14 protein-coding genes are annotated in these 20,653 nt (G+C 67.8%); 6 read left to right on the forward strand and 8 right to left on the reverse strand.

From position 1 onward, the window contains the following. Window positions 1-33: 33 nt before the first annotated feature. Complete coding sequence (locus tag LXT21_RS37545; protein ID WP_254043049.1) at window positions 34-906, reverse strand: SDR family NAD(P)-dependent oxidoreductase; 873 nt, start codon at window positions 904-906, stop codon at window positions 34-36. 112 nt (window positions 907-1,018) lie between these two features. On the opposite strand from LXT21_RS37545, the gene LXT21_RS37550 reads away from it, so the two are divergent. Then, a complete protein-coding gene (locus LXT21_RS37550) occupies window positions 1,019-1,927 on the forward strand; it encodes a LysR substrate-binding domain-containing protein (RefSeq protein WP_254043050.1) in 909 nt (302 codons plus the stop codon). 120 nt (window positions 1,928-2,047) lie between these two features. Continuing rightward, a complete protein-coding gene (locus LXT21_RS37555) occupies window positions 2,048-2,563 on the forward strand; it encodes a hypothetical protein (protein ID WP_254043051.1) in 516 nt (171 codons plus the stop codon). 3 nt (window positions 2,564-2,566) lie between these two features. Here LXT21_RS37555 and LXT21_RS37560 read toward each other — a convergent pair whose 3' ends face one another. Beyond that, on the reverse strand, window positions 2,567-5,113 hold the full coding sequence (locus LXT21_RS37560; protein WP_254043052.1) for a DEAD/DEAH box helicase: 2,547 nt from the start codon (window positions 5,111-5,113) through the stop codon (window positions 2,567-2,569). A 216-nt stretch (window positions 5,114-5,329) separates the two neighbouring features. On the opposite strand from LXT21_RS37560, the gene LXT21_RS37565 reads away from it, so the two are divergent. Continuing rightward, window positions 5,330-8,017: a galactose oxidase-like domain-containing protein gene (locus LXT21_RS37565; RefSeq protein WP_254043053.1), complete on the forward strand. Its 2,688-nt coding sequence runs from the start codon at window positions 5,330-5,332 to the stop codon at window positions 8,015-8,017. 30 nt (window positions 8,018-8,047) lie between these two features. Here LXT21_RS37565 and LXT21_RS37570 read toward each other — a convergent pair whose 3' ends face one another. Then, on the reverse strand, window positions 8,048-10,789 hold the full coding sequence (locus LXT21_RS37570; protein WP_254043054.1) for a bifunctional acetate--CoA ligase family protein/GNAT family N-acetyltransferase: 2,742 nt from the start codon (window positions 10,787-10,789) through the stop codon (window positions 8,048-8,050). 104 nt (window positions 10,790-10,893) lie between these two features. Beyond that, complete coding sequence (locus LXT21_RS37575) at window positions 10,894-11,616, reverse strand: siderophore-interacting protein (protein ID WP_254043055.1); 723 nt, start codon at window positions 11,614-11,616, stop codon at window positions 10,894-10,896. 537 nt (window positions 11,617-12,153) lie between these two features. Between LXT21_RS37575 and LXT21_RS37580 the strand changes: the two genes are divergently transcribed. Together LXT21_RS37580 and LXT21_RS37585 are read left to right on the forward strand one after the other, a co-directional pair. Then, window positions 12,154-12,294, forward strand: a complete 141-nt coding sequence (locus LXT21_RS37580) for a hypothetical protein (RefSeq protein WP_254043056.1) — start codon at window positions 12,154-12,156, stop codon at window positions 12,292-12,294. A gap of 755 nt (window positions 12,295-13,049) precedes the next feature. Then, the gene (locus tag LXT21_RS37585) at window positions 13,050-14,552 is read left to right on the forward strand and encodes a ricin-type beta-trefoil lectin domain protein (RefSeq protein WP_254043057.1); all 1,503 of its coding nucleotides are present in this window, start codon (window positions 13,050-13,052) and stop codon (window positions 14,550-14,552) included. A 135-nt stretch (window positions 14,553-14,687) separates the two neighbouring features. On the opposite strand, the gene LXT21_RS37590 is transcribed toward LXT21_RS37585, so the two are convergent. From LXT21_RS37590 to LXT21_RS37605, 4 genes are all read right to left on the reverse strand, one after another. Further along, window positions 14,688-15,263, reverse strand: coding sequence for a hypothetical protein (locus LXT21_RS37590; protein WP_254043058.1), 576 nt, complete (start codon window positions 15,261-15,263; stop codon window positions 14,688-14,690). A gap of 290 nt (window positions 15,264-15,553) precedes the next feature. After that, window positions 15,554-17,227, reverse strand: a complete 1,674-nt coding sequence (locus LXT21_RS37595) for a hypothetical protein (RefSeq protein ID WP_254043059.1) — start codon at window positions 17,225-17,227, stop codon at window positions 15,554-15,556. A 189-nt stretch (window positions 17,228-17,416) separates the two neighbouring features. Continuing rightward, on the reverse strand, window positions 17,417-18,325 hold the full coding sequence (locus LXT21_RS37600; RefSeq protein ID WP_254043060.1) for a hypothetical protein: 909 nt from the start codon (window positions 18,323-18,325) through the stop codon (window positions 17,417-17,419). A 268-nt stretch (window positions 18,326-18,593) separates the two neighbouring features. Further along, on the reverse strand, window positions 18,594-19,493 hold the full coding sequence (locus LXT21_RS37605; RefSeq protein ID WP_254043061.1) for an NmrA family NAD(P)-binding protein: 900 nt from the start codon (window positions 19,491-19,493) through the stop codon (window positions 18,594-18,596). 80 nt (window positions 19,494-19,573) lie between these two features. On the opposite strand from LXT21_RS37605, the gene LXT21_RS37610 reads away from it, so the two are divergent. Continuing rightward, window positions 19,574-20,587, forward strand: coding sequence for a LysR family transcriptional regulator (locus LXT21_RS37610; RefSeq protein WP_254043062.1), 1,014 nt, complete (start codon window positions 19,574-19,576; stop codon window positions 20,585-20,587). Window positions 20,588-20,653 lie beyond the last annotated feature (66 nt).

The raw sequence follows: 20,653 nt of genomic DNA on the forward strand, positions 1-20,653 counted from the left end.
CGAACGACTCGGAGCTGACCGGGCACCCATCGACTAAGGCTTCGCATCGAAGGCTGTCGAGCAGGCGAGGACCTCCATCCGGTCGATATCGGTGGCGACGAGGGACAGCTTGGATCGAATCTGTTCGACCGCGTCGCCGCCCAACGGCAGCCGCAACGGAAGTTCCGCGCTCGGCCGCGCGATGACGTCCGCCATGACCTGCGCGGCCTTCACGGGGTCCCCGCCCTGTTTGCCATCCGTCTGGCGCACCCACGTGCGCAACTGCCCCACCGTTCCCTCATAGGCGTCCATCGCGGGCATGTGCCGGAACGAAGCGCCGAACAGCGAGGTGCGGAACGTGCCCGGCTCCACCACCAGCACGCGAATCCCCAGCGGCTTCACCTCCTGCGCGAGGCTCTCGGACATCCCTTCCAGCGCGTGCTTCGCGGCGCAGTACGCACCGAAGCCCGGCGCGGAGGAGAGCCCCGCGACACTCGAGACCTGCACGATGGTGCCCGAGCCCCGCGCTCGCATGTGAGGCAGCACCTCGCGCGTGGTGGTGACGGCGGCGAAGAACATCAACTCCATCGTCGCCCGCAGGTCCTGGTCGCTCGTCTCCTCGATGGCGCCGAGGATGCTGAAGCCCGCGTTGTTGACCAGCACGTCGATGTGCCCGAAGCGGGAGATGGCGGTCGTCAGGGCGTCGCGCACCTTCTCGGGCTGCGTCACGTCCAGCTCGACGAGGCGCAGACGTCCTGGCGCCGACGAGGCCAGCTCCGCGAGGACCTGCGGTTGTCGCGCGGCGGCGACCACGCTGTCGCCACGCCGCAGCACCTCCTCGACGAGCGCGCGCCCCAGTCCCGAGGACGCTCCCGTGATGAACCAGACCTTGTGGTGGGTGGACGCTGAAGAACCTTGAGTGCTCATGGTGGACTCCTTCGACTTCGAGTTCGTTGACGCGTTGGAAAATAGGAGTCCGGGGTCCTCGTGATTAGCGGTGGAATTGCGATGGGTTTTTAAGTTTCGCTAAAAGATGGCCATGCGAGACGACTACTCGGGGCTGAACGCGCTGGCGGCGGTGGCGGACAAGCGCAGCTTCACGGCCGCGGCGGCCCAGTTGAGCGTGACGCCGTCGGCGCTCAGCCAGAGCATCCGGGCGCTCGAGGAGCGGGTGGGCGTTCGACTGCTCCAGCGCACGACGAGGAGCGTGGGTCTGACAGAGGCAGGCGAGCGTTTCCTCGCGCAGCTCAGGCCCGCGATGGCGAGCATCCGCGCCGCCTTCGAGTCACTCGACGCGGTGCGCGGACGACCCTCCGGCACGTTGCGACTGAATGTGCCTCGGTTGGCCATCGCGACGGTGCTCGATTCCATCCTGGGAGACTTCCTCGCCGCCAATCCGGAGCTCGAGCTCGACATCGTCGTCGACGACGGAATCACCCACATCGTGGAGCACGGGTTCGACGCGGGCATCCGACTCGGCGAGACGCTCGACAAGGACGTCGTGGCCCTGCGGCTCACCAACGACCTGCGGATGACGGTGGTCGGCTCACCCGCGTATCTGAGCGCACGCGGACGGCCGAAGCATCCCAGAGACCTGCACGCGCACGACTGCATCAACTACCGTCACCTCAGGAGTGGCGCCGTGTACCGCTGGGAGTTCAGCGACAAGGGGCGAGACCTCACCGTCGCCGTGAAGGGCCGGCTCGTCGTCAACGACAACGCGCTGATGGTTCGTGGAGCGCTCGATGGCGTGGGGCTCGCGTACGTCATGGAGCACACCATCGAGCGGGAACTGGCCGACAAGCGCCTCGTCCGGGTGCTCTCCAACCACTGTCCCCCCTTCCCCGGCCTCTTCCTCTACTACCCGAGTCGGACCCAGCTCCCCCTCAAGCTGCGCGCGCTCGTCGACTTCCTGCGCGCCCGGCGCTTGAGAACGAGAACCCCATGAGGAGCGCCCCACCAACCACGCGCCCCTGTGTCCCACGACCCGCACTCGAGCCCGGTCCGCGCCTTGCACAACCCCTGTGCACACGACGCGGCCGACGGCGCCGCACAGGAGTGAAACGTCATGCGGACGACAGGGTGGTGGAAGGTGGCGGTGATGTGCGGCTCGCTGGCCGCGTCCGGGGCGCTCGCGCGGTCGACGACGCTCGCTGAGCCCACCAGGCAGCCAGACATGACCGCGCCGCAGCCGAGCCTCACCCCACCGTCCCCCGAGGAGCTCTTCGCCGGCGCCCCCGATGAGATGGCCCCGCCGCGCCTGCGCCACGTCGAGCCCGTCGCCTGCGCCTCCGCGCCCGAGGGCCGCCTCTGGGTCGCCTCCACCGAGGAGTGCGGCGACACCGAGTGCGTCGACAAGACGACGGTCTGGGTCGGCTCGTGGACCGTCGAGGACACCACGGTCGAAGTCCAGTGCGACGCCGACCGCATCATCCTCTCCACCTTCGACTGGAAGATGGTCCTCATCCCCGACGGCAAGGGCGACTTCGACGTCGAGGAGTCCGTGCTCGGTGACGGCGAGGTCACCCCCGTCCCCACCGAGCACGCCCAGGCCGAGCCCGTGAAGCCCGGCTCCCAGGGCTGACGCCTACGGACCGATGCGCCGCAGGATGAGGATGGCTCCCTCGTCCAGGCGCCGGTCGCGCAAGTCAATCTCGCAGTCGAGCATCCAGTCCCCATGTCCCTCGGGGTCCATGATGCGCTGCTGCACCTCCCAGAGCCGGGGGCCCGTCTCCTTCAGGAACGTGTTGGCCGGCTTGCGAGCCTGGGGCGTGAGCACCACCACCTTGTGCTCCTCGTGGTACGGCACCATCGCCTGCTCCAGCTTCGGCGCCGTCCACTCGCCCAGCGGGTTGTCCAAGAGCGTCAGCGCGTCCGTGTAGCGCTTCTGTCCCAGCGCGCGCAGCAGCCGGTGCAGCTCCTCGCGCACGCGGGCCGCGAAGGCGCGCGGGTCCTCGGTGAGCTCCTTCGGCTTGAGCTCCACCGCCGGCTTCGCCTCGACCACGGCGTCCGGGTTGCGCATGCGCTCCCACTCGTCCACCAGGCTCGAGTCCACCTGACGAATCGTCGCGCGCAGGTGGTCGATGATGTCCTCCACCTCCTCCGTGCGGAAGCGCTCCGGCACCGTCTGCGCCAGCGTCTTGTACACGTCGCTGACGTAGCGCAGCAGCACGCCCTCGCTGCGCTGCAGCCCGTACTCACGCACGTAGTCGTGGAAGGACATGAAGCGCTCGAACATGTCCCGCACCACCGCCTTGGGACGGATGTTCTCCTCGCCCACCCACGGGTGCTTGCGCGCGAAGGCGTTGAACGTGCCGTAGATGAAGTCCCGGTTCGGCTTGGGCCACTCCAGCTTCTCCAACTGCTCCATGCGGTCGTCGTACTCGACGCCCTGCGCCTTCATCTCTTGAATCTTCTCGCCCTTGAGCTGGTGCAGCTGCGCGTAGAGCACCACCTCCGGGTTCTCCAGGATGGACTCCACCAGCGTCACCACGTCCAGCGCGTACGTCTCCGTGGTCGGGTCCAACAACTCCAGCGTCTCCAGCAGGTACAGCGACAACGTGTGGTTGAGGCTGAAGTCGTGCTGGAGCTCCTGCGCCACCTTCACCGTGGCCCCCGAGCCGCCCTCCCCGCGCAGCACCTCCACGATTCCCGCGCCGCGCAGCGTGCGGAAGTCCCGCGCCGCCTCCTTCAGGTGCCTGCGCTTCAGGAAGTCCGAGTCGTGGCACCGCTGGATGAGCTGCACCAGCCGGTGGTAGCCCCCCGTGCCGCGGACGTGGTCGCTCTGGAGCAGGTTGAGGATCATTCCGTGCGACACCGCGAAGCGTGACTCCAGCGGCTCCGGCATGCCCGTCTGCAGCCGCTCGAAGGTGTTCTTGTCGTACTGCACGAAGTTCTTCTGCGGAGGCTTCTGCTTGGGCGCCTTCTTCTTGCCCGCCGCCTCCTTCGCCGCCTGCTTGACGTTCTCGACGATGTACTCGGGCGCCTGCGCGACGACGCTGCCCTCGTTGTCGAAGCCCTTGCGGCCCGCGCGCCCGGCGATCTGCTGGAAGTCGCGCACGCTCAGGGTCGCCAGCTTCTCGCCGTTGAACTTGAACAGCTGCGTGAAGAGCACCGTGCGGATGGGGATGTTCACGCCCACGCCCAGCGTGTCCGTGCCGCTGATGACCTTCAGGTGCCCGCCCTGCGCCAGCTTCTCCACCAGGAGGCGGTACTTCGGCAGCAGCCCCGCGTGGTGCATGCCGATGCCGTGGCGCAGGAAGCGCTGGAAGTCCTTGCCGTAGGGCGTGTCGAAGGGCGCCTCCATCAGCGCCAGGCGGATGGCCTCCTTCTCCTCCTTGGTGGAGAAGTCCACGCTCATGAGGTTCTGCGCCTGCTCGGCGGCGGCGCGCTGCGTGAAGTTCACCAGGTAGATGGGGTACTTCTTGCGCGCGATGAGGTCCTCAATCGTCTCGTGCAGCGCGGACTCGCGGTAGTCGAAGTCCAGCGGCACCGGGCGCTGCGCGCTCCTCACCGTGGCGACCTCGCGGCCGGTGAGCCGCTGCAGGCTCTCCTCGATGATGTGCGTGGGGCCCAGCGTCGCCGACATCAGCAGGAACGTCACCTGCGGCAGCGCGATGAGCGGAATCTGCCAGGCCACGCCGCGGTCGCGGTCCGAGTAGTAGTGGAACTCGTCCATGACGACGTAGTCCACCTTCGCCCCCGCGTCGCGCAGCGCGAGGTTGGAGAGGATTTCGGCGGTGCAGCAGATGATGGGCGCGTCGCGGTTGATGCTCGCGTCGCCGGTGAGCATGCCCACGTTCTCCGCGCCGAAGGCGTCACAGAGCGCGAAGAACTTCTCGTTCACCAGCGCCTTGATGGGGCACGTGTAGAAGGAGACCTTGCCCTCGGCCATGGCCTTGAAGTGGAGGGCGGTGGCGACCAGCGACTTGCCGGAGCCGGTGGGCGTCTTGAGGAACAGGTGCTTGCCCGCGAGCAGCTCCAGGATGGCTTCCTCCTGGGCGGGGTAGAGGCTGAGCCCGTTCGCCGCGACATAGCCGACGAAACGGTCCAGGATGCTGTCCGGGTCGAGCGCGGGCTCTCCCTTCTTCGGGAGCAGGGCTGCGAGCGGCGCTTGGGATTCAGGGGTGGCCATCACCGCCGGACTCTAGAGCAGCCCCCGCCTCCCGTCCGCTGTGAAATCCCGGGGCGCCCCCCGTACGAGTCTCGACGCCGGGCCCATGGCACGGTCCACCGCGCGTCATTGGCCACGCACGCCGGAACGATGTGGCCGCCCGGTCGCATGCCTACCGTTGCGCGACCTTTCGACCCACAAAGGGGCTGCATGATGTTCCATCGATGGCGTCTCGCCTTGCTTTCCGTCTGGGTTTCGGTCGCGGTCGCCCAGGCCCAGTCCACGGACCCGGCCGTCGTCGGCCAATGGACGCCCGTCAAGAAGTGGCCCTACTCCGCCGTCCACACCCACGTGCTGCCCACCGGGAAGGTGATGTTCTTCTCCGAGTTCGCGGACGGCGACAATCCCTATCTCTGGGACCCCGCCACCGACGCGCTCACCGCCCTGCCCAAGGCGGGCTTCAACATCTTCTGTTCTGGCCACGCCTTCATGGCGGACGGGCGGCTCTTCGTCGCCGGCGGCCACATCATGGATGACTCGGGCCTTCCGTACGCCTCCATCTTCGACCCCTTCAAGCTCACCTGGACGCGGCTGCCCAACATGAACGCGGGCCGCTGGTACCCCACCGTCACCACCCTGCCCAACGGCGACATGCTGGTGATTGGCGGCGCCAAGGAGGACCGCACCAAGAACCTGATTCCCCAGGTGTGGCAGACCTCAAAGGGCTCCTGGAGGACGCTCACCGGCGCGAGCCTGGAGCTGATGTACTACCCGTGGATGTTCGTCATGCCCTCGGGCAAGACGCTCATGGCCGGCTACTGGAGGCCCGCGCGCTACCTGGACACGGACGGCGTGGGCGCGTGGACCACCGGGCCGCGTACGACCTACACCGCCAGCCGCAACTACGGCAGCGCGGTGATGTACGACGAGGGCAAGGTGCTCATCACCGGCGGCGACAACCCGCCCACCAACAACGTGGAGGTGCTGGACCTCAACGCCACCAAGCCCGCGTGGCGCCCCATCGCCCCCATGCGCTACGTGCGCCGCCAGCACAACAGCACCATGCTCCCGGACGGGACGGTGCTCGTCACCGGCGGCCACGGTGGCCCCGGCACGGACAACCCCAACTACCCCCGGCTGGAGACGGAGCTGTGGGACCCCGTCACGGAGACCTGGTCGCTGCTCGCCCCGCTGGGGACCTATCGCGGCTACCACTCCACCACCGTGCTCCTGCCGGACGGGCGGCTGTTGTCCGCCGGCAGCCGCAACGTGAAGACGATGCAGGTCTACTCGCCGCCCTACTTGTTCAAGGGCCCGCGGCCCACCATCGCCTCCGCGCCCGCGGCCATCAGCTATGGGGAGACCTTCCGCGTCAACACGCCGGACGCGGCCAACATCACCATGGCGTCCTGGGTGCGCCTGGGCTCCGTCACGCACGCGTTCGACGAGAACCAGCGCTTCATGAAGCTGCGCTTCACCGCGAGCGGCGGTGGGCTCAACATCGTCGCGCCTGCCAACGCCAACGTGGCGCCGCCGGGGCACTACATGCTGTTCCTGCTCAACGGGCGCAAGGTGCCGTCCGTCGCGAAGATCATCCGCATCGGCGGGGATGGCACCACGCCGCCGCCCACGGACCCGCCGCCGAACACGGGCTTCACCGCCGTGGCCTTCGGCGCCGAGTGGAAGTACGACGACCGCAACGTCGACCCGGGCCCGACGTGGAAGGCCGCGACGTTCAACGACAGCGCATGGAAGAAGGGCCTGGCCCAGCTCGGCTATGGCGAGGCGGACGAGCGCACGGTGCTGACGAAGACGACGCCCGCGCAGCCGACGGTGTACTTCCGCAAGAAGTTCACCCTCCACGGCATGGTGGAGCAGGCCACGCTCAAGGTGATTCACGATGACGGCGTGGCGGTGTTCCTCAACGGCACCCAGGTGTTCAACAGCCTGATTCCCAACCCCGCGCACGCGGCCTACGCCCAGGGCGCCAGCCCCGACAACCACCTGAGCCAGACCACCATCCCCGGCATGCGCTTCGAGATGGGTGAGAACACGCTGGCCGTCATGGTGAAGCAGGCGAACGCCACCTCCAGTGACTTGTCGTTCGACCTGGAGCTGAAGGTGACGACGGACGGCATGCAGCACGACGCCCTCTTCCTGGAGAGCCCCAACGGGGGTGAGACGCTGCGCCCGGGCCAGTTGCAGACGGTGCAGTGGATGACGCACGGCGCGGGCGTCGACACCGTCGACGTGCAGTTCTCCCAGGACAACGGCGCCAGTTGGAGCGCCGTGGCGGCGGGCGTGCCGAACATCGGGTTCTATGACTGGAAGGTGCCGCGCATGGAGACGGCGCAGGGCGTGCTGCGCATCAAGGACGCCGCGCGGCCGGACATCGAGGACAAGACGGACCTGCCGTTCACCATCACCGCCACGCCCCGGTTCAAGGCCATCGCCTTCGGGGAGTACTGGAAGCTCGACGACCGCAACGTGAGCCCTGGCGCGCAGTGGACGTCGCTGGGCTTCAACGACAGCGCGTGGCGGCAGGGTCCCGCGCGGCTCGGCTATGGCGACGGGGACGAGCACACGGTGCTCACCAAGACGAACCCCGTGCAGCCGAGCGTGTACTTCCGCAAGAAGCTCACCCTGGACGAGGCCATCCGCACCGCGCACCTCCAGGTCCTCCATGATGACGGCGTGGCCGTCTGGGTGAACGGGCGGCTCGTCTTCTCGCGCTACATGGACAACGGGATGGAGCACGGCGCCTTCGCCAGCGGCGTGGTGAAGGACGCGGTCTCGAGCACCCTCAGCTTCGACGGCTCCGTCTTCGTCGAGGGGGAGAACATCATCGCGGTGATGGTGAAGCAGGCCAACGCGGAGTCGAGCGACGTGGCCTTCGACCTCGAGCTGGACCTCGAGGCCCGCTGAACCCGGAGCGTCACCGGCCCCGGATGCGGGTCAGAGCACCTTCACCGCTTTGACCATGTCCGGGGCCAGCTCCTCGTGCGGCAGGATGGAGAACCCCAGCTGCTTGCTGACGTTCTGCATGGCCCGGTTGCCCGCCAGGATGTCCGCGACGATGCGCCGCATGCCCCACGCGCGCCCCACCTCCACCAGCCGGCGCAGCATCTCCGTCCCCAGGCCCTGGTGCTGCACCTCGTCGCTGATGAGGATGGCGTACTCCGCGTCCTCCGTGCCTCGCAGGCGCGTCAGGCGGCCCACCCCCAACAGCTCTCCGCCCTTGCGCTCGGCCACCAGCGCCAGCTCGCGCGCGTAGTCGTTGAAGCAGATGCGCGCCAGGCGCTCGTGCGCCACGCGCGTGCTCAGCTGCATCAGCCCCGCGTAGCGCAGGAACACCGTCTGCTCGGAGAGCGTCTTGTGGAAGCGCGCCATCGCCGGCTCGTCCTCGGGGCGGATGGGACGCAGCATCAGCTCCTCGCCGCTCTTCATCCGGAAGGGCGCCACGTACTGCTGCGGGTATGGCTCGATGACCAGCCGGGGCAGCTCGGCTTCCGTCACGGACGGGGGATGCAACACCACCCGCGCGTCCAGCGCGAGCAGGCGCTCGGGAGAGGCGAGCAGTGGATTGATGTCCACCTCCTTCACCCAGCGCTGCTCCACCACGAGCTGGCCGAAGCGCACGAGCAGCCGCTCCAGTTCGGGCAGGTCCACGGGCTTCGCCCCTCGCACGCCCTTGAGCGCCTGGAGGATGCGCGTCTGCTCCATCATCCTCCGCGCGAGCGTGGTGTTGAGCGGCGGGAAGCCCAGCCCCCGGTCCTTGAACACCTCCACCAGCGTCCCACCCGCGCCGAACAGCAGCACCGGGCCGAACTGCGGGTCCAGGCTGCTGCCCACGATGAGCTCGTAGCCTCCGAGGCGCACCATCGGCTGAACCGTGACGCCCGCGAACGCATCCCCCTGCCCCAGCTCCACCAGTCGCTCACGGATGCCCCGGAACGCCGCGCGCACGGCGTCCACGTCCGGGAGGTCCAGCCGCACGCCTCCGACGTCCGTCTTGTGCGTCACCGTGAAGGAGTGGAGCTTGAGCACCACGGGGAAGCCCAGGGACTGGGCCTCGGCCACCGCGCCGTCCTCGGTCGTGGCGAGCCGTGTCTCCACCGTGGGGATGCCGTAGGCGGCGAGCAGCTGCTTGGACTCGAACTCCGTCAGCAGCGTGCGACCTTGTGCCCTCGCCGCGTCCACGAGGCCGCGCGCCACGTCCCGACGCCCGGTGGCCTCCTCGGTGAGCGTGGGCGTCTCATACAGGCCCGCGAGGTTGTACGCGTAGCGCCACATGTAATTGAAGATGCGCGCGGCCGTGTCGGGATAGCCGAAGGTGGGGATGCCCGCGTCGTTGAGGATGCGCTCACCGGCGGCGACCTCGGAGCCGCCCATCCAGCTCGCCAGCACCGGCTTGTGCCCGAGCTTCGCGTAGGGCTTGAGCCGGTCCGCCGTCTGCGTGGGCTCGGTCATGTCCTGCGGCGTGAGGATGACCAGCAGCCCGTCGCTGTTCGGGTCCTTGCCCGCCACCTCGAGCGCCCGCGCGTAGCGCTCCGGGTCCGCGTCTCCCAGCACGTCCACGGGATTGGCGTGGCTCCACTGGGGCGGGAGGAAGGTGTTCAGGGCCGCGCGCGTGTCGTCTCCGAGCACCGCCAGCTCGCCTCCGCCAGCCACGAGCGCATCGGTTGCGAGGACTCCGGGACCTCCCGCGTTGGTGAGCACCGTGAGACGACGGCCCGACGGCCTGGGCTGCCGGGCGAGTGTCTCCGCCATGTAGAAGAGGTCGGAGATGGACTCCACGCGCAGCACGCCGGAGCGACGGAACGCGGCGGTGAGCACCTCGTCGCTGCCCGTCAGCGTGCCGGTGTGGGAAGCGGCGGCCTGCGCGGCCTGCGCCGTGCGCCCCGCCTTGATGACGATGATGGGCTTGGTGAGCGCCACCTCACGCGCGGCCGAGAGGAAGGCTCGCGCGTCGCCGATGGACTCCATGTAGATGAGGATGGAGCGCGTCATCGGGTCATCGGCGAGGTAGTCGATGAGGTCGCCCCAGCCCACATCCAGCATGGAGCCCACGGAGACGAAGGCGCTGAAGCCCACCGACTCGCGCAGGCTCCAGTCGAGGATGGCCGTCAGGAGCGCGCCGCTCTGGCTGATGAAGGCCACGTTGCCAGGGCGGGCCATGGAGCCCGCGAAGGTGGCGTTGAAGCCCGTGGGTGGGCGCATCACGCCCAGGCAGTTGGGGCCGATGATGCGGATGCCGGCGGCCCGCGCAATCTGGAGCACCTCCTGCTCCAGGGCCGCGCCCTCGGGCCCTGTCTCCTTGAAGCCCGCGGAGATGATGATGGCGCCCTGAACGCCCACCTCCGCGCACTCACGGATGACGTCGGGCACGGCGGCCGCGGGCGTGACGACGACGGCCAGGTCCACCGGCTCCGGCAGGGCCCGCAGGGACGGCCAGGCGCGGATGCCGAGCACATTGGGGCGCTTGGGGTTGATGGGATAGACGGTGCCGCCGAAGGGGTTGCTGATGAGGTTCCAGAGGACGGTGCGCCCCACGCTCCCCGGACGCTCGCTGGCGCCCACCACCGCGACGCTGCGGGGTTTGAAGAGGACGTCCAGGGGCTGACGTGTGCGCTGCTGCTGGTGCAGCACGTCGTAGGAAGGGTCCGACTTCCGGGAGCCTGGGGCGCGCGGGTCCATGGGTCCCGTGTCTCACGCGACGCGGGGCCACACGCAAGGCTCTTGCGTGAAAAGCGTGTGGCACTCGTCATCCGTCCCGGCGAGAAGGGAGCCCCGTGTGTGCCTCAGTCGAGGCCGCGTTTGCCGTCGGCCCAGTAGGCCTTCACCTTCTGGCCTGCGTGGGGTGCGCCGCTGTCGCGCAGCGTGGCGCGCAGGGCTTGGATGGAGCGGGCGCGGCCGGTCAGGACGAGCTGTGCGCCAGGTCTGCGCTCCAGCGCCGCGCGCACCCGCGACGCCACCTCCTTCGCGTGCGCGTCGGCCGCCTGCCGCTCCACCAACGTGGCTCCGGTGAGCCCCAGCTCCGTGAGCACGGACTCCGACTCGGCGCACGCGGAGACCTCGAACACGTATTCGACGTCGGCCGTGCTCGCTCGCAGGTTGCGCAGCGTGTACGCCACGGCGAAGGACGTCTCGTCGCCGAAGAGCACCACGGGGCCGCGCAGGGACTTCAGGTCGATGGAGCCTCGTGGCCCGAAGAACTGGCAGCGGTCCCCGGGCTTGAGGGCGCGTCCCCACGCCGCGCCAGGGCCGTCACCGTGCAGATAGACGAGGAAGCGCGTGGCCCCCAACGCCGCGTCCCAACCCAGCGGTGTGTACGTCCGCATGCCCTCGCCCGGGAGGTAGACCTGCACCTTGTCACCTGGGCTCCAGGAGATGTCCCGCAGACCCGCCCCCGCCCACTCCACCCAGCGGAAGTGCGGCGACACCTCGCGGACGCGCTCCACCGTCGCCTCCCGGAAGAACAACCGCCCCAACAATCCGCCGATGATTCCCTGCCCCGAAGCCATGACTCGCTCTCCACGCACGACGTCGTAACGAGAGGACATTCTCCCCCTCCGCACCGTCTCGCGCATGAACAGAGATGACGCTCGGATGAAGAAGTGTGAAGCGCCGAGAACAGCCGGACACCTCCTTTCGCCGAGGTCCGTCAGCAGCCCTCCCCTTCACGCGACCTCGGGAGCGTGGGCCGTGCGGTTCACCGATTCGCTCCAATACGACCTGACCACATCCGTAAGGACAGGTCGGCGCGGCCCTCAGTGGGCTGGGGCGCCATGAGAATCCTCGACATGGGTGAAGCGTGGCTCGGCCTGAGGTGCGGATCGCCCCACTCCTCCACCCATGACAGGCAGCGATTCATCGCTGACACCACCGAATCCGGCGGCAAGCCACGGATGTGATTGAATGAGGCCACGCCCAAACACATCATCGCAAATCAAAAGAGCACCCACTGGAAGCCAAGGGGGTCTCTCTCGACCATGAGTCAGTCAGACACTCATGCCTGCCTTTTGCATCTCCTCCATCGACGCACCAGAATGGACACAGGCATGGAATCGGGCTCTACCCAGGTGAGGCTCGAGGTCGCCTGCAGAAAGATTCTCTACACCATCGACAAGTACGTGAGGGTTCTGCTCCCGGACGGCACGACGTGCGTCCTCCACGTCGTCCATTCCGTCGACGGGCCTTGACACGAGGGAATGCGGAGGGTGGACATGCATGGGTTCCTCGAGGGGCTCAATGCCTCGCTGGCCTGACCGCGGGAGCGCAGCTGGGCTGGTCGCTCTGCATGCCGGGCCCCGCTCGCTGCGTCGTTCCGGCGCGAGGCAACCGCTTGAAGAAAGACGGGAGCGGCCCTCAGTCATGGTGCAGGAAGTGTCGCTCCGGAACCAACTACCACTCGCGCCCACGAGTCTACCGGAAGGCCGGTACCAGTAACGCGGCCAGGCGCCCCAACCGGTAAGCGTCGCGCGGCGGCCACAAGCGAAGTGGGGACCACCGACTACGACACGGTGAGCGAGATTCGCAGGCAAGGTGACACATCCATGGTGCTCACCTGTGATGACGATACTGGCGACTCCCAGCAAGGACGCGGCAGGGTTCGAGGTCTCTCCCAGGGGCTCAAGTTGCCATCATCATTGCCGGGGATGATGGAAGCCGCGGCAACTCAGTGTGGACAGGCCGCTTGAGCCCCTTGGGCACACGCCTGCCCAGGCCAACGGGGATGGGTGTTTCCATACCCAAGATGTGGTGTTCTGGACTTCGGTCTTCATCAGGCCCAAGTGCCGAGAATGTCTGTGAATGTCTGGGTTGATTGACGACGGGCGTCCAACTCGCATCCGATGGCCCCTCCATTCGTCCTCGGTGGTCATTGTCGAGCGGCCGCCTGGAGGCGACGCAGGCCACCAAGCCCGTGTGCGCCGGTGACATTCTCAAAGGATGCCTCATGAACCGAAGACAGCATGTGCTCTGGACCGCGGCAGGGTTGTTCACCACCCTGGTCCTTTCCACCTCCGCGCTCGCGAAGGTCGAGGAGGTCTCCACCGAAGTGCTCACCGCGATGCAGCGGGACCTGGGGCTGACCACCGAGCAGGCGCGTGAGCGGCTGGAGAACGAGGCCATCGCCGCGCGTACGGAGCGGACGCTTCGCGGTGAGCTGGGTGACTCCTTCGGTGGCGCGTGGCTGAGCGAGACGGCAGACCGGCTCATCGTCGGCGTCACCACCGCCGCGGGCGAGCAGGCCGTGCGTCGGGCGGGCGCGGAGCCTCGTTGGGTGAGGCGCACGGAGCGGGAGTTGGACGCGCTGAAGGAGTCGCTGGACCGGGGCGCGGACGTGGTCAGCAAGGACATCCATGGTTGGTACGTGGACCTCCCCACCAACAGCGTCGTGGTGCTCGCCCAGGACACGGCGGTGGTGAACGCCGAGCGCTTCATCGCGGAGAGTGGAGTGAGGGACGGCGCTGTGCGGGTCGTCATCTCCCGCGAGCGGTTCCGGCCCCGGTATGACGTGCGCGGCGGTGATGCCTATTACATCAACAGCGTGAGCGCTCGCTGCACCATCGGCTTCGCCGTGGACGGAGGCTTTGTCACCGCGGGCCACTGCGGCGCGGTGAACTCCTTCACCCTGGGCAACAACGGCGTGATTCAAGGCATCGTGCGCGGCTCGTCCTTCCCGAGCAATGACTACGGCTGGGTGCAGGTGAGCTGGGACTGGATTCCACGACCGTGGGTCTACAACTACGCGTGGGCCAACGTCCCTGTCGCCGGCTCCGCCGAGGCGGGCCTCAATGCGTCCGTCTGTCGCTCGGGCTCCAGTAGCGGGTGGCACTGCGGGACCATCATTGCGAAGAACGTCACCGCCAACTACGCCGAAGGCCACGTGTACGGGCTCACGTACAGCTGGATGTGCGTGGAGCCCGGCGACTCGGGGGGCCCGGTGCTCTGGGGCAACCAGGCGCAGGGCGTGGTCTCGGGCGGCACGGGCAACTGCGCTGCCGCCAGCGGCTACGTGCTCTTCCAGCCGGTGAACGAGATTCTCTCCGCCTACGGCCTGTCGCTCACCACCCAGGGCGCGAGTGAAATCGTCGGACTCCAGGGCAGCTGCATCGACGTGGCCTACTCCAGCACGGCCAATGGGACGCCGCTCCAGCTCTGGGCCTGCAACAGCACGGACGCGCAGAAGTGGAGCTTCCTCGCCGATGGCTCGTTGCGCGCCTTCGGCAAGTGCATGGATGTCACCTGGAGCTCCCCGACGAGCGGCACGCCCCTTCAGCTCTGGGACTGCAACGGCACGGACGCGCAGAAGTTCTACTTCAGCGACGCTGGCGAGCTGGTCAATCGGCTGACCCAGAAGTGCGTGACGGTGGAGAGCTCGAGCGGTGGCAACGGCGCGCGCCTGCAAATCTGGGAATGCATCGGCGCCGCCACCCAGAAGTGGCAGCCGCGCTGACTCCAACATCCGCGAGCGGCAAGGCCCGGACAACCGGACGATGCCGCTCGTGGAGGCGTCACTCAGGGCGAGACGATCAGGTCCGCAGGAGACCGGGGGCCACCTCGCAGGTGGTCTCGTACCGGGCGGCCAGTCTCAACGAGAGGCTTTGCTCTTGAGCGAACGGACGACGAATCTGCCATCCACGTAGTCGACCGTTCCGAGCTTCTTTCCGTAGAGGCTGGGCGGCTCTTCGACATCCGCCTTGATGACGATGCTCCTACCCTTTCGTGGCAGCGCCAGGGTGACGATGGTCCCCGCCCAGTCCTCGAGCGTCTTCCTTTCAGCCCCCTTCTTTCCGTCGGCGGAGAGCAGCCCCGCGTCCGCGTACAGTTGAATGGCTTCCTCGGTGGAAATCTTCAAGGCCGCGGGGTCTGCAGTCAGACCCTCCTGGGTGCAACGGAACACGGTGAAGTCATTCACCGACCCACCCGAGGCCACGATGACCAGGTGATACCCCGTCGGGTTCTTGAAGAGGGCGGCCTCGAAGCTCGCGATGAGGTCCGGGCTCTCGAAGGTCGCGTAGCCGTTCGGCACATCGCGGACCTTCAGCGACTTCGCGACGAAGTCCGGGGCGAGCGGGTCGCCGGAGTCGCGACCGATGTTGAGGGGCCCGCCATCAGGATAGCGCTCGAAGAGGTGGCGGAGCGCGGTCTCGATGTTGGTGGTCATGCAGCCGGAGTTGCTCGCGGGCTTGGAGGCCGGGGTGGACGAAAGCAGCGCGAGGACAGCGACGGTCTTCAAGAGAATCACAGGGGCTCCCGTGGGAAACCAGGAGCATAGGGCCGAAGGACGCCCTTTCCACCTGCGCTACGCCGTATCTTGACCTTCTTCCACGACCTCTACCGGGCCCGGCAGCGCCGCCCGCACTGACCACGGAGCGCAGTTGGGCAGAGCGACGGAGTCGACGCAGTGGGAGAATCCTCCCACTGCGTCACCCGGGGAGCTGGAGGTCCGGGAGACTACGGATTCGCCAGGACGCCCACATCCGAAGCCACGACGGGGCCGGACGTCATGCCACCGCAGCGGGAGGCGGCATTCGCGGTCGTGGTGCTGAAGTCGTTCAGGAAGACGACCCGCAGCGAGTAGCCCGGGGCGGCGCCGAAGATGCCGCGAAGGCGCTGCGCATCCGTGACCGTGTCATTCACACCGAAGCGCACCGACGCGCTGCCGAACATGTTGTTCACCTTGAACGTGCAACCCGGCGTGTAGTGGTACGTCGACGTGGACAAGACCGTCGGCGACGTGCGCGCCAGCAAGCGGGCGATGGGCTGGGCATTCCAGACGGGGTTGGACGCACGGCTCAACGTCTGCGGATTCGGCCACGTGGTGGAGCCATGGCGCGGAACACCACTGGGCCCCGAGTAGAGCGTCGTCTGGGGCGTCACACCGGCGATGTAGTCATTCACGCCCAGGCCGCTCGCGAGCAGCGTCAGGTTCTCGCCCGAGGGGAAGAGCGTCGCGCTCCGGGTCATGTCGAACGCGTCGTACGGAACGTTGATCTTGATGGAGGGCGCCGGCAGCTTGAGGTTGACGAGCAGCTCGTTGGTGCGCGTCGTCGAGCCATCGAGGAACAGCTGCACGGAGCCCGTCTCCGGCAGCGAATCGATGATGGAGTCCTCGATGGTGGAGCTCATGCTGCCCGCCGCCTCGCTCTCGACGATGTCGTAGATGAGGTTCGGGATGAGGCCAAGGATGGGAATGACCTGCACCGCGCTGCAGAGGGCCGGCCAATCGAGGCTCGCCTGGGGCGGCGTCACCCACTGCACCGAGATGCCCGTGAAGTCCGCCTTCAGCTTGAACGTGCCATAGGCGCGAATCGTCGGATCACACCAGTTGTTGATGTCCGTCTTGAACTTGAACGAGAAGCCCACGCCATTCGAGGTGACGGAGAGCTGGAGGCTGCTCGGGTCGTAGGCGTAGATGCGGCGCATGGAGCCGTCCGTCGACGTGATGACGGTCGAGTTCGTCTCGCGATTGAACTTCTCGTAGAGCGCCTTGCCGAACATGTTCCACAGCTCGGCCCGAGAGAAGCCCATGGGCGCGGAGGCGTAGCTCGCCTCGACGGTATCGACCTGCACCATCGGGAAGCTGTACGTCGCGACGCCGCTGCCGAAGGTGCGCCCCACGGTGATGGTGACCTGATTCGTGGAGCCGTCTCCCAGATAGGGGAAGAAGATCCACAAGTTGTAACCATAACGACTGGTGTCAGCGGGTTGGCTCGAGGCGTCCGTGGCGGAATACCAATAGCCCTCCGTAAAGTCCGGCGTCACGACGCGCGAGCCGACCTTGACCTCCTTGATGTACGTGCACCTGTCAGTGATGAGGTCGAAGCGGAGACCATTGGCAGAGACGTATTCGATGCCTCCGCGGCGGATGCGGCCACTCTCTGGATTCCAGTTCGCGGGGGCGCTGCCGCCCATGCCGAGGGCCGGGGGACTCATCAGCGTATTGCTGAAGATTTGAGGCGGGGTGCCCGCGTTGCCGCACGCATTCTGGAGGGTCCACCCGCCGCGGGTGGCCGGGTCGACCCGCGAGGAGAGCGTCTCGGCTTCGTTTTCGGGGAGCGCTTCCTGACCACAGCCAATGACAAGCGACACGAGCAACAGGCCCGTGACACGGCGCAATGAACGCATGGAGAACCTTGGGTGGAAGGGAGGACCCCTCGCGCCGTGAGCAGGCACGGGCCAGCGGTCCAAGACAGGTGCAGTGTGTCTACACTTCCACCCGGCGTGAGGCTTCCGCACAGGCGACAGATGCTTCCGCAGCCACGCCACCACCTTCATCGCAACGAAGATGGCAGCCTTTGCCAGTGTCCCTGCACTTCAGCCGTCGATGCGGGTCCAGGTCGCTCCGTCGAACGCGAGGATGTCCTTCGCGCCGGTGCTCCAGAGGACCCCGTCCCCCACGCTCAGGCGATAGAAGGTCTTGGGATTCTCCGCGCCGAAGTCCACGGGCACCAGGGCGTCTCCCTTCAGGACGTAGAGCTCCCCCATCGTCGCCACATAGAGCTGGCCCTGGAACCACATCAGGTCCCAGATGTCCTCGAGGATGCGCTGCGCGACGACCTCCCACGTGTCGTTCCGGCCGCGCAGCAACAGTCCCCGGCGCCCGGCTGCGTACACCTTCCCATCCTCCGCGCAGCACAGGGCGGTGAGCACGTGCTCGGTGGGGCTCGGACACCGCTGCCATCGCACACCGTCGCACCGCCAGATTTCTCCGTTCCAGCCCGCCGCGTAGAGGTCCTCCTCGGAGAAGCCGTCCACCGCCTCGAAGCCCACCACTCCTGTGGAGCCCGGCTCCGGGCGAGCGCCCTCGTCCATCGACACCCAGGCGTCGTCACCGTCACGGCGGTAGACCTGTCGACCCATCCCGACGACATAGACGCGCTGGCCGATGGTCCGCACGCCCTTCAAGGGGCCTCGCTGCTCGATGGCCGCGACCGAGCCGCCGATCTGCTCGTCGTGCCGATCACCACTCCCCATCATCCTCACGCCGCCGTTCCAGCCCACCGCGCACATCTGCTGCCTCGGCACCTGCGCCACGGCGAGGCCCGCCAGCGGCCAGTCGACCGCCCCACCATCCCCCCACGCCCCCGCATCCCACTCACAGAAATACGTCTTGGCCACCCTCATCCGTGACAGCTCGTCTCCCGTCATGGCGACGTAGGCGAGGTCCTTGTATCGGACCGTGGAAGAGGTGAACGAGAAGGTATCGGTCCAGTGGCCTGCCACGAACGACTCCGACGAGAGGGTGGAGGTCGAACCCTATTTCATCCCTGTCCGGGCTACTCCATCTCTCCACGCCGCCGCACTGAAATCCGTCAGAGCGCCGCCGACAAAACAAGGATTGAGACACTTCCAGGTTGCTGGTGGCGCCCCGCTGCCTGCGACGTTCAAGGAGCGTGGCAATCACATCCAGTCCAGCAAGTCTCCCAACGCGATGATTGCGGGAGACCAAGAGGAGCACCCCGACGGTGCTCCTCCCTCGCGCCGCTCAGCACTACGCCGCCGCCGCGCGAGCCTGCTCCACAGCCGGCACGAGCACCGTCTTCGCCCACTGCGCCAGCGTCGTGGCCGTGGTGGTCTCCGCGCTGCGCGGCTCCGCGGGGTCCATGCGCCCCTCGCCCACCGCCTGGTACATCTCCGCCAGCAGCCCCACCAGGAAGTCCGGCAGGCCGTACCCCGTCATCGCCTTGCGGAAGTCGTCGATGGAGATCTGCACGGCGCTCACCGGCTTGCCGGACACCTCCGTGAGGATGCGCGCCACGTCCACGTACGACAGGTGCGCGGGGCCGTGCACGCCGAGGATGCGCGAGCCCTTCCAGCCCGCGTCCAGCAGCACGTCCGCCGCCTTGCGCGCGATGTCCGCCACCGCCACCATGGGCAGCGCGCGCGCCATGGGGATGGGCACGAACAGCGTGCTCGCGCTCGCCAGCGTCGGCAGCGACTGCAGCAGGTTCTCCATGAAGTAGCCCGGACGCAGGATGGTGACGTCCGCGACGGCGGCCTTGAACGCCTCCTCCACCGCCAGGAGCGCGCCCACCGGGCCGGTGCCCCGGCCCGTCTGCGCGCCGATGCTCGACAGCACCACCACCCGCTTCACGCCGTGCTGCTTCGCCTTGCCCGCCGCCAGCCGCGCCGTCGCCTCGGCCCACTCGATGAAGTCCGGCCGCGTCGCCGGGGGCGTCAGCCAGAAGAGGGCGCTCGCTCCCGCGAGGGCCTTGTCCAGCACCGCCGCGTCGTCCGTGGAGCCCTCCACCACCTTCGCGCCGCGCTTGACCAGGTCCTCCACCTTGCGCGCGTCCCGGCTGATGAGCGTGAGCTGCTTGCCCGCATCCAGCAGCGCGTGCGCGAGGGGACGGCCAATGTTTCCGTTCGGGGTGTTGATGACGATGCTCATGGGCGACTCCAGTCACTTCGAGATGGGCGAAAGATGCGCCCGGCCACACCATGAGGCGACCACATGTTACTCATATGCCCATGAGCGCCATGCATACCGCCCGCCGCAAGGCCCGCGCCCCCAGACGGCCCCGTGCCCCACGCCCCCGCGCGCCGAGCCCGCCCGCGAACCCCGACCTGGACCTGGCGAACATCAACCTCAACCTCGCGGTGGCGCTCGACGCGCTGCTGACCGAAGGCAACGTCACCCGCGCCGCGACCCGCGTGGGAATCACCCAGTCCGCCATGAGCCACGCGCTGCGCCAGCTGCGCGAGCTGCTCGGGGACGCGCTGCTCATCCGGGGACGCGGCGGCATGGTGCGCACCCCTCGCGCCGAGCAGCTCGCCACGCCCCTGCACCGGGGCCTGCTCGAGGTCCAACGCGCCCTGCGCAACGAGTCCGTCTTCGACCCGAAGGCCTCCTCGCGGCGCTTCGTCCTCGCCACGACGGACTACTTCGCCTCCGCCCTGCTCCCCTCCCTCCTGGAGCTGATGGACACCGAGGCCCCCCAGGTGGACCTGGTGGTGCGCCCCCTCGTCATCCCCCAAATCGAATCCCAGCTGGAGAGCGGCGAGCTGGACCTGGTGGTGGGCGCCTACCCAGAGCCCTCCCCCGTCCTGCGCCAGCAGAAGCTCTTCACCGAGCACTTCGTGTGCGTCGTGCGCCGCGACAACTCCGTGGTGAAGCAACGGTTGGACCTGGAAACATTCCTGCGGCTGCCGCACGTGTTGATGAGCCCGCGGGGCGAGGGCGTGGGAGCGGTGGACATCGCGTTGGAGAAGCTGGGTCGCACGCGACGCATCGGCCTGCGGCTGCCGTACTTCCTCACCGCGGCGCTGGCGGTGACGCGCACCAACCACGTGCTCACCGCCCCTCGCCGGCTCGCCGAGCTGCTCGTCGAGCCAGGCAACCTCCGCATCCTCCCTCCCCCCGTGGAGCTCGCCCCGTTCGACGTCCTCCAGGTCTGGCACGAGCGTTTCGACGGCGACCCGGCCCACCGGTGGCTCCGGGGGATGATGGTCCGCGCCGCCGCCGCACCGCGTAGCAACCGCTAACCCCCCGACACTCCGAGACTTTTTCTCGGCGAGCAGTCGGGCTGTCGCTCGCCGACAGGGACACTG

The sequence above is a fragment of the Myxococcus guangdongensis genome (assembly GCF_024198255.1).
Classification (GTDB): Bacteria; Myxococcota; Myxococcia; order Myxococcales; family Myxococcaceae; genus Myxococcus; species Myxococcus guangdongensis.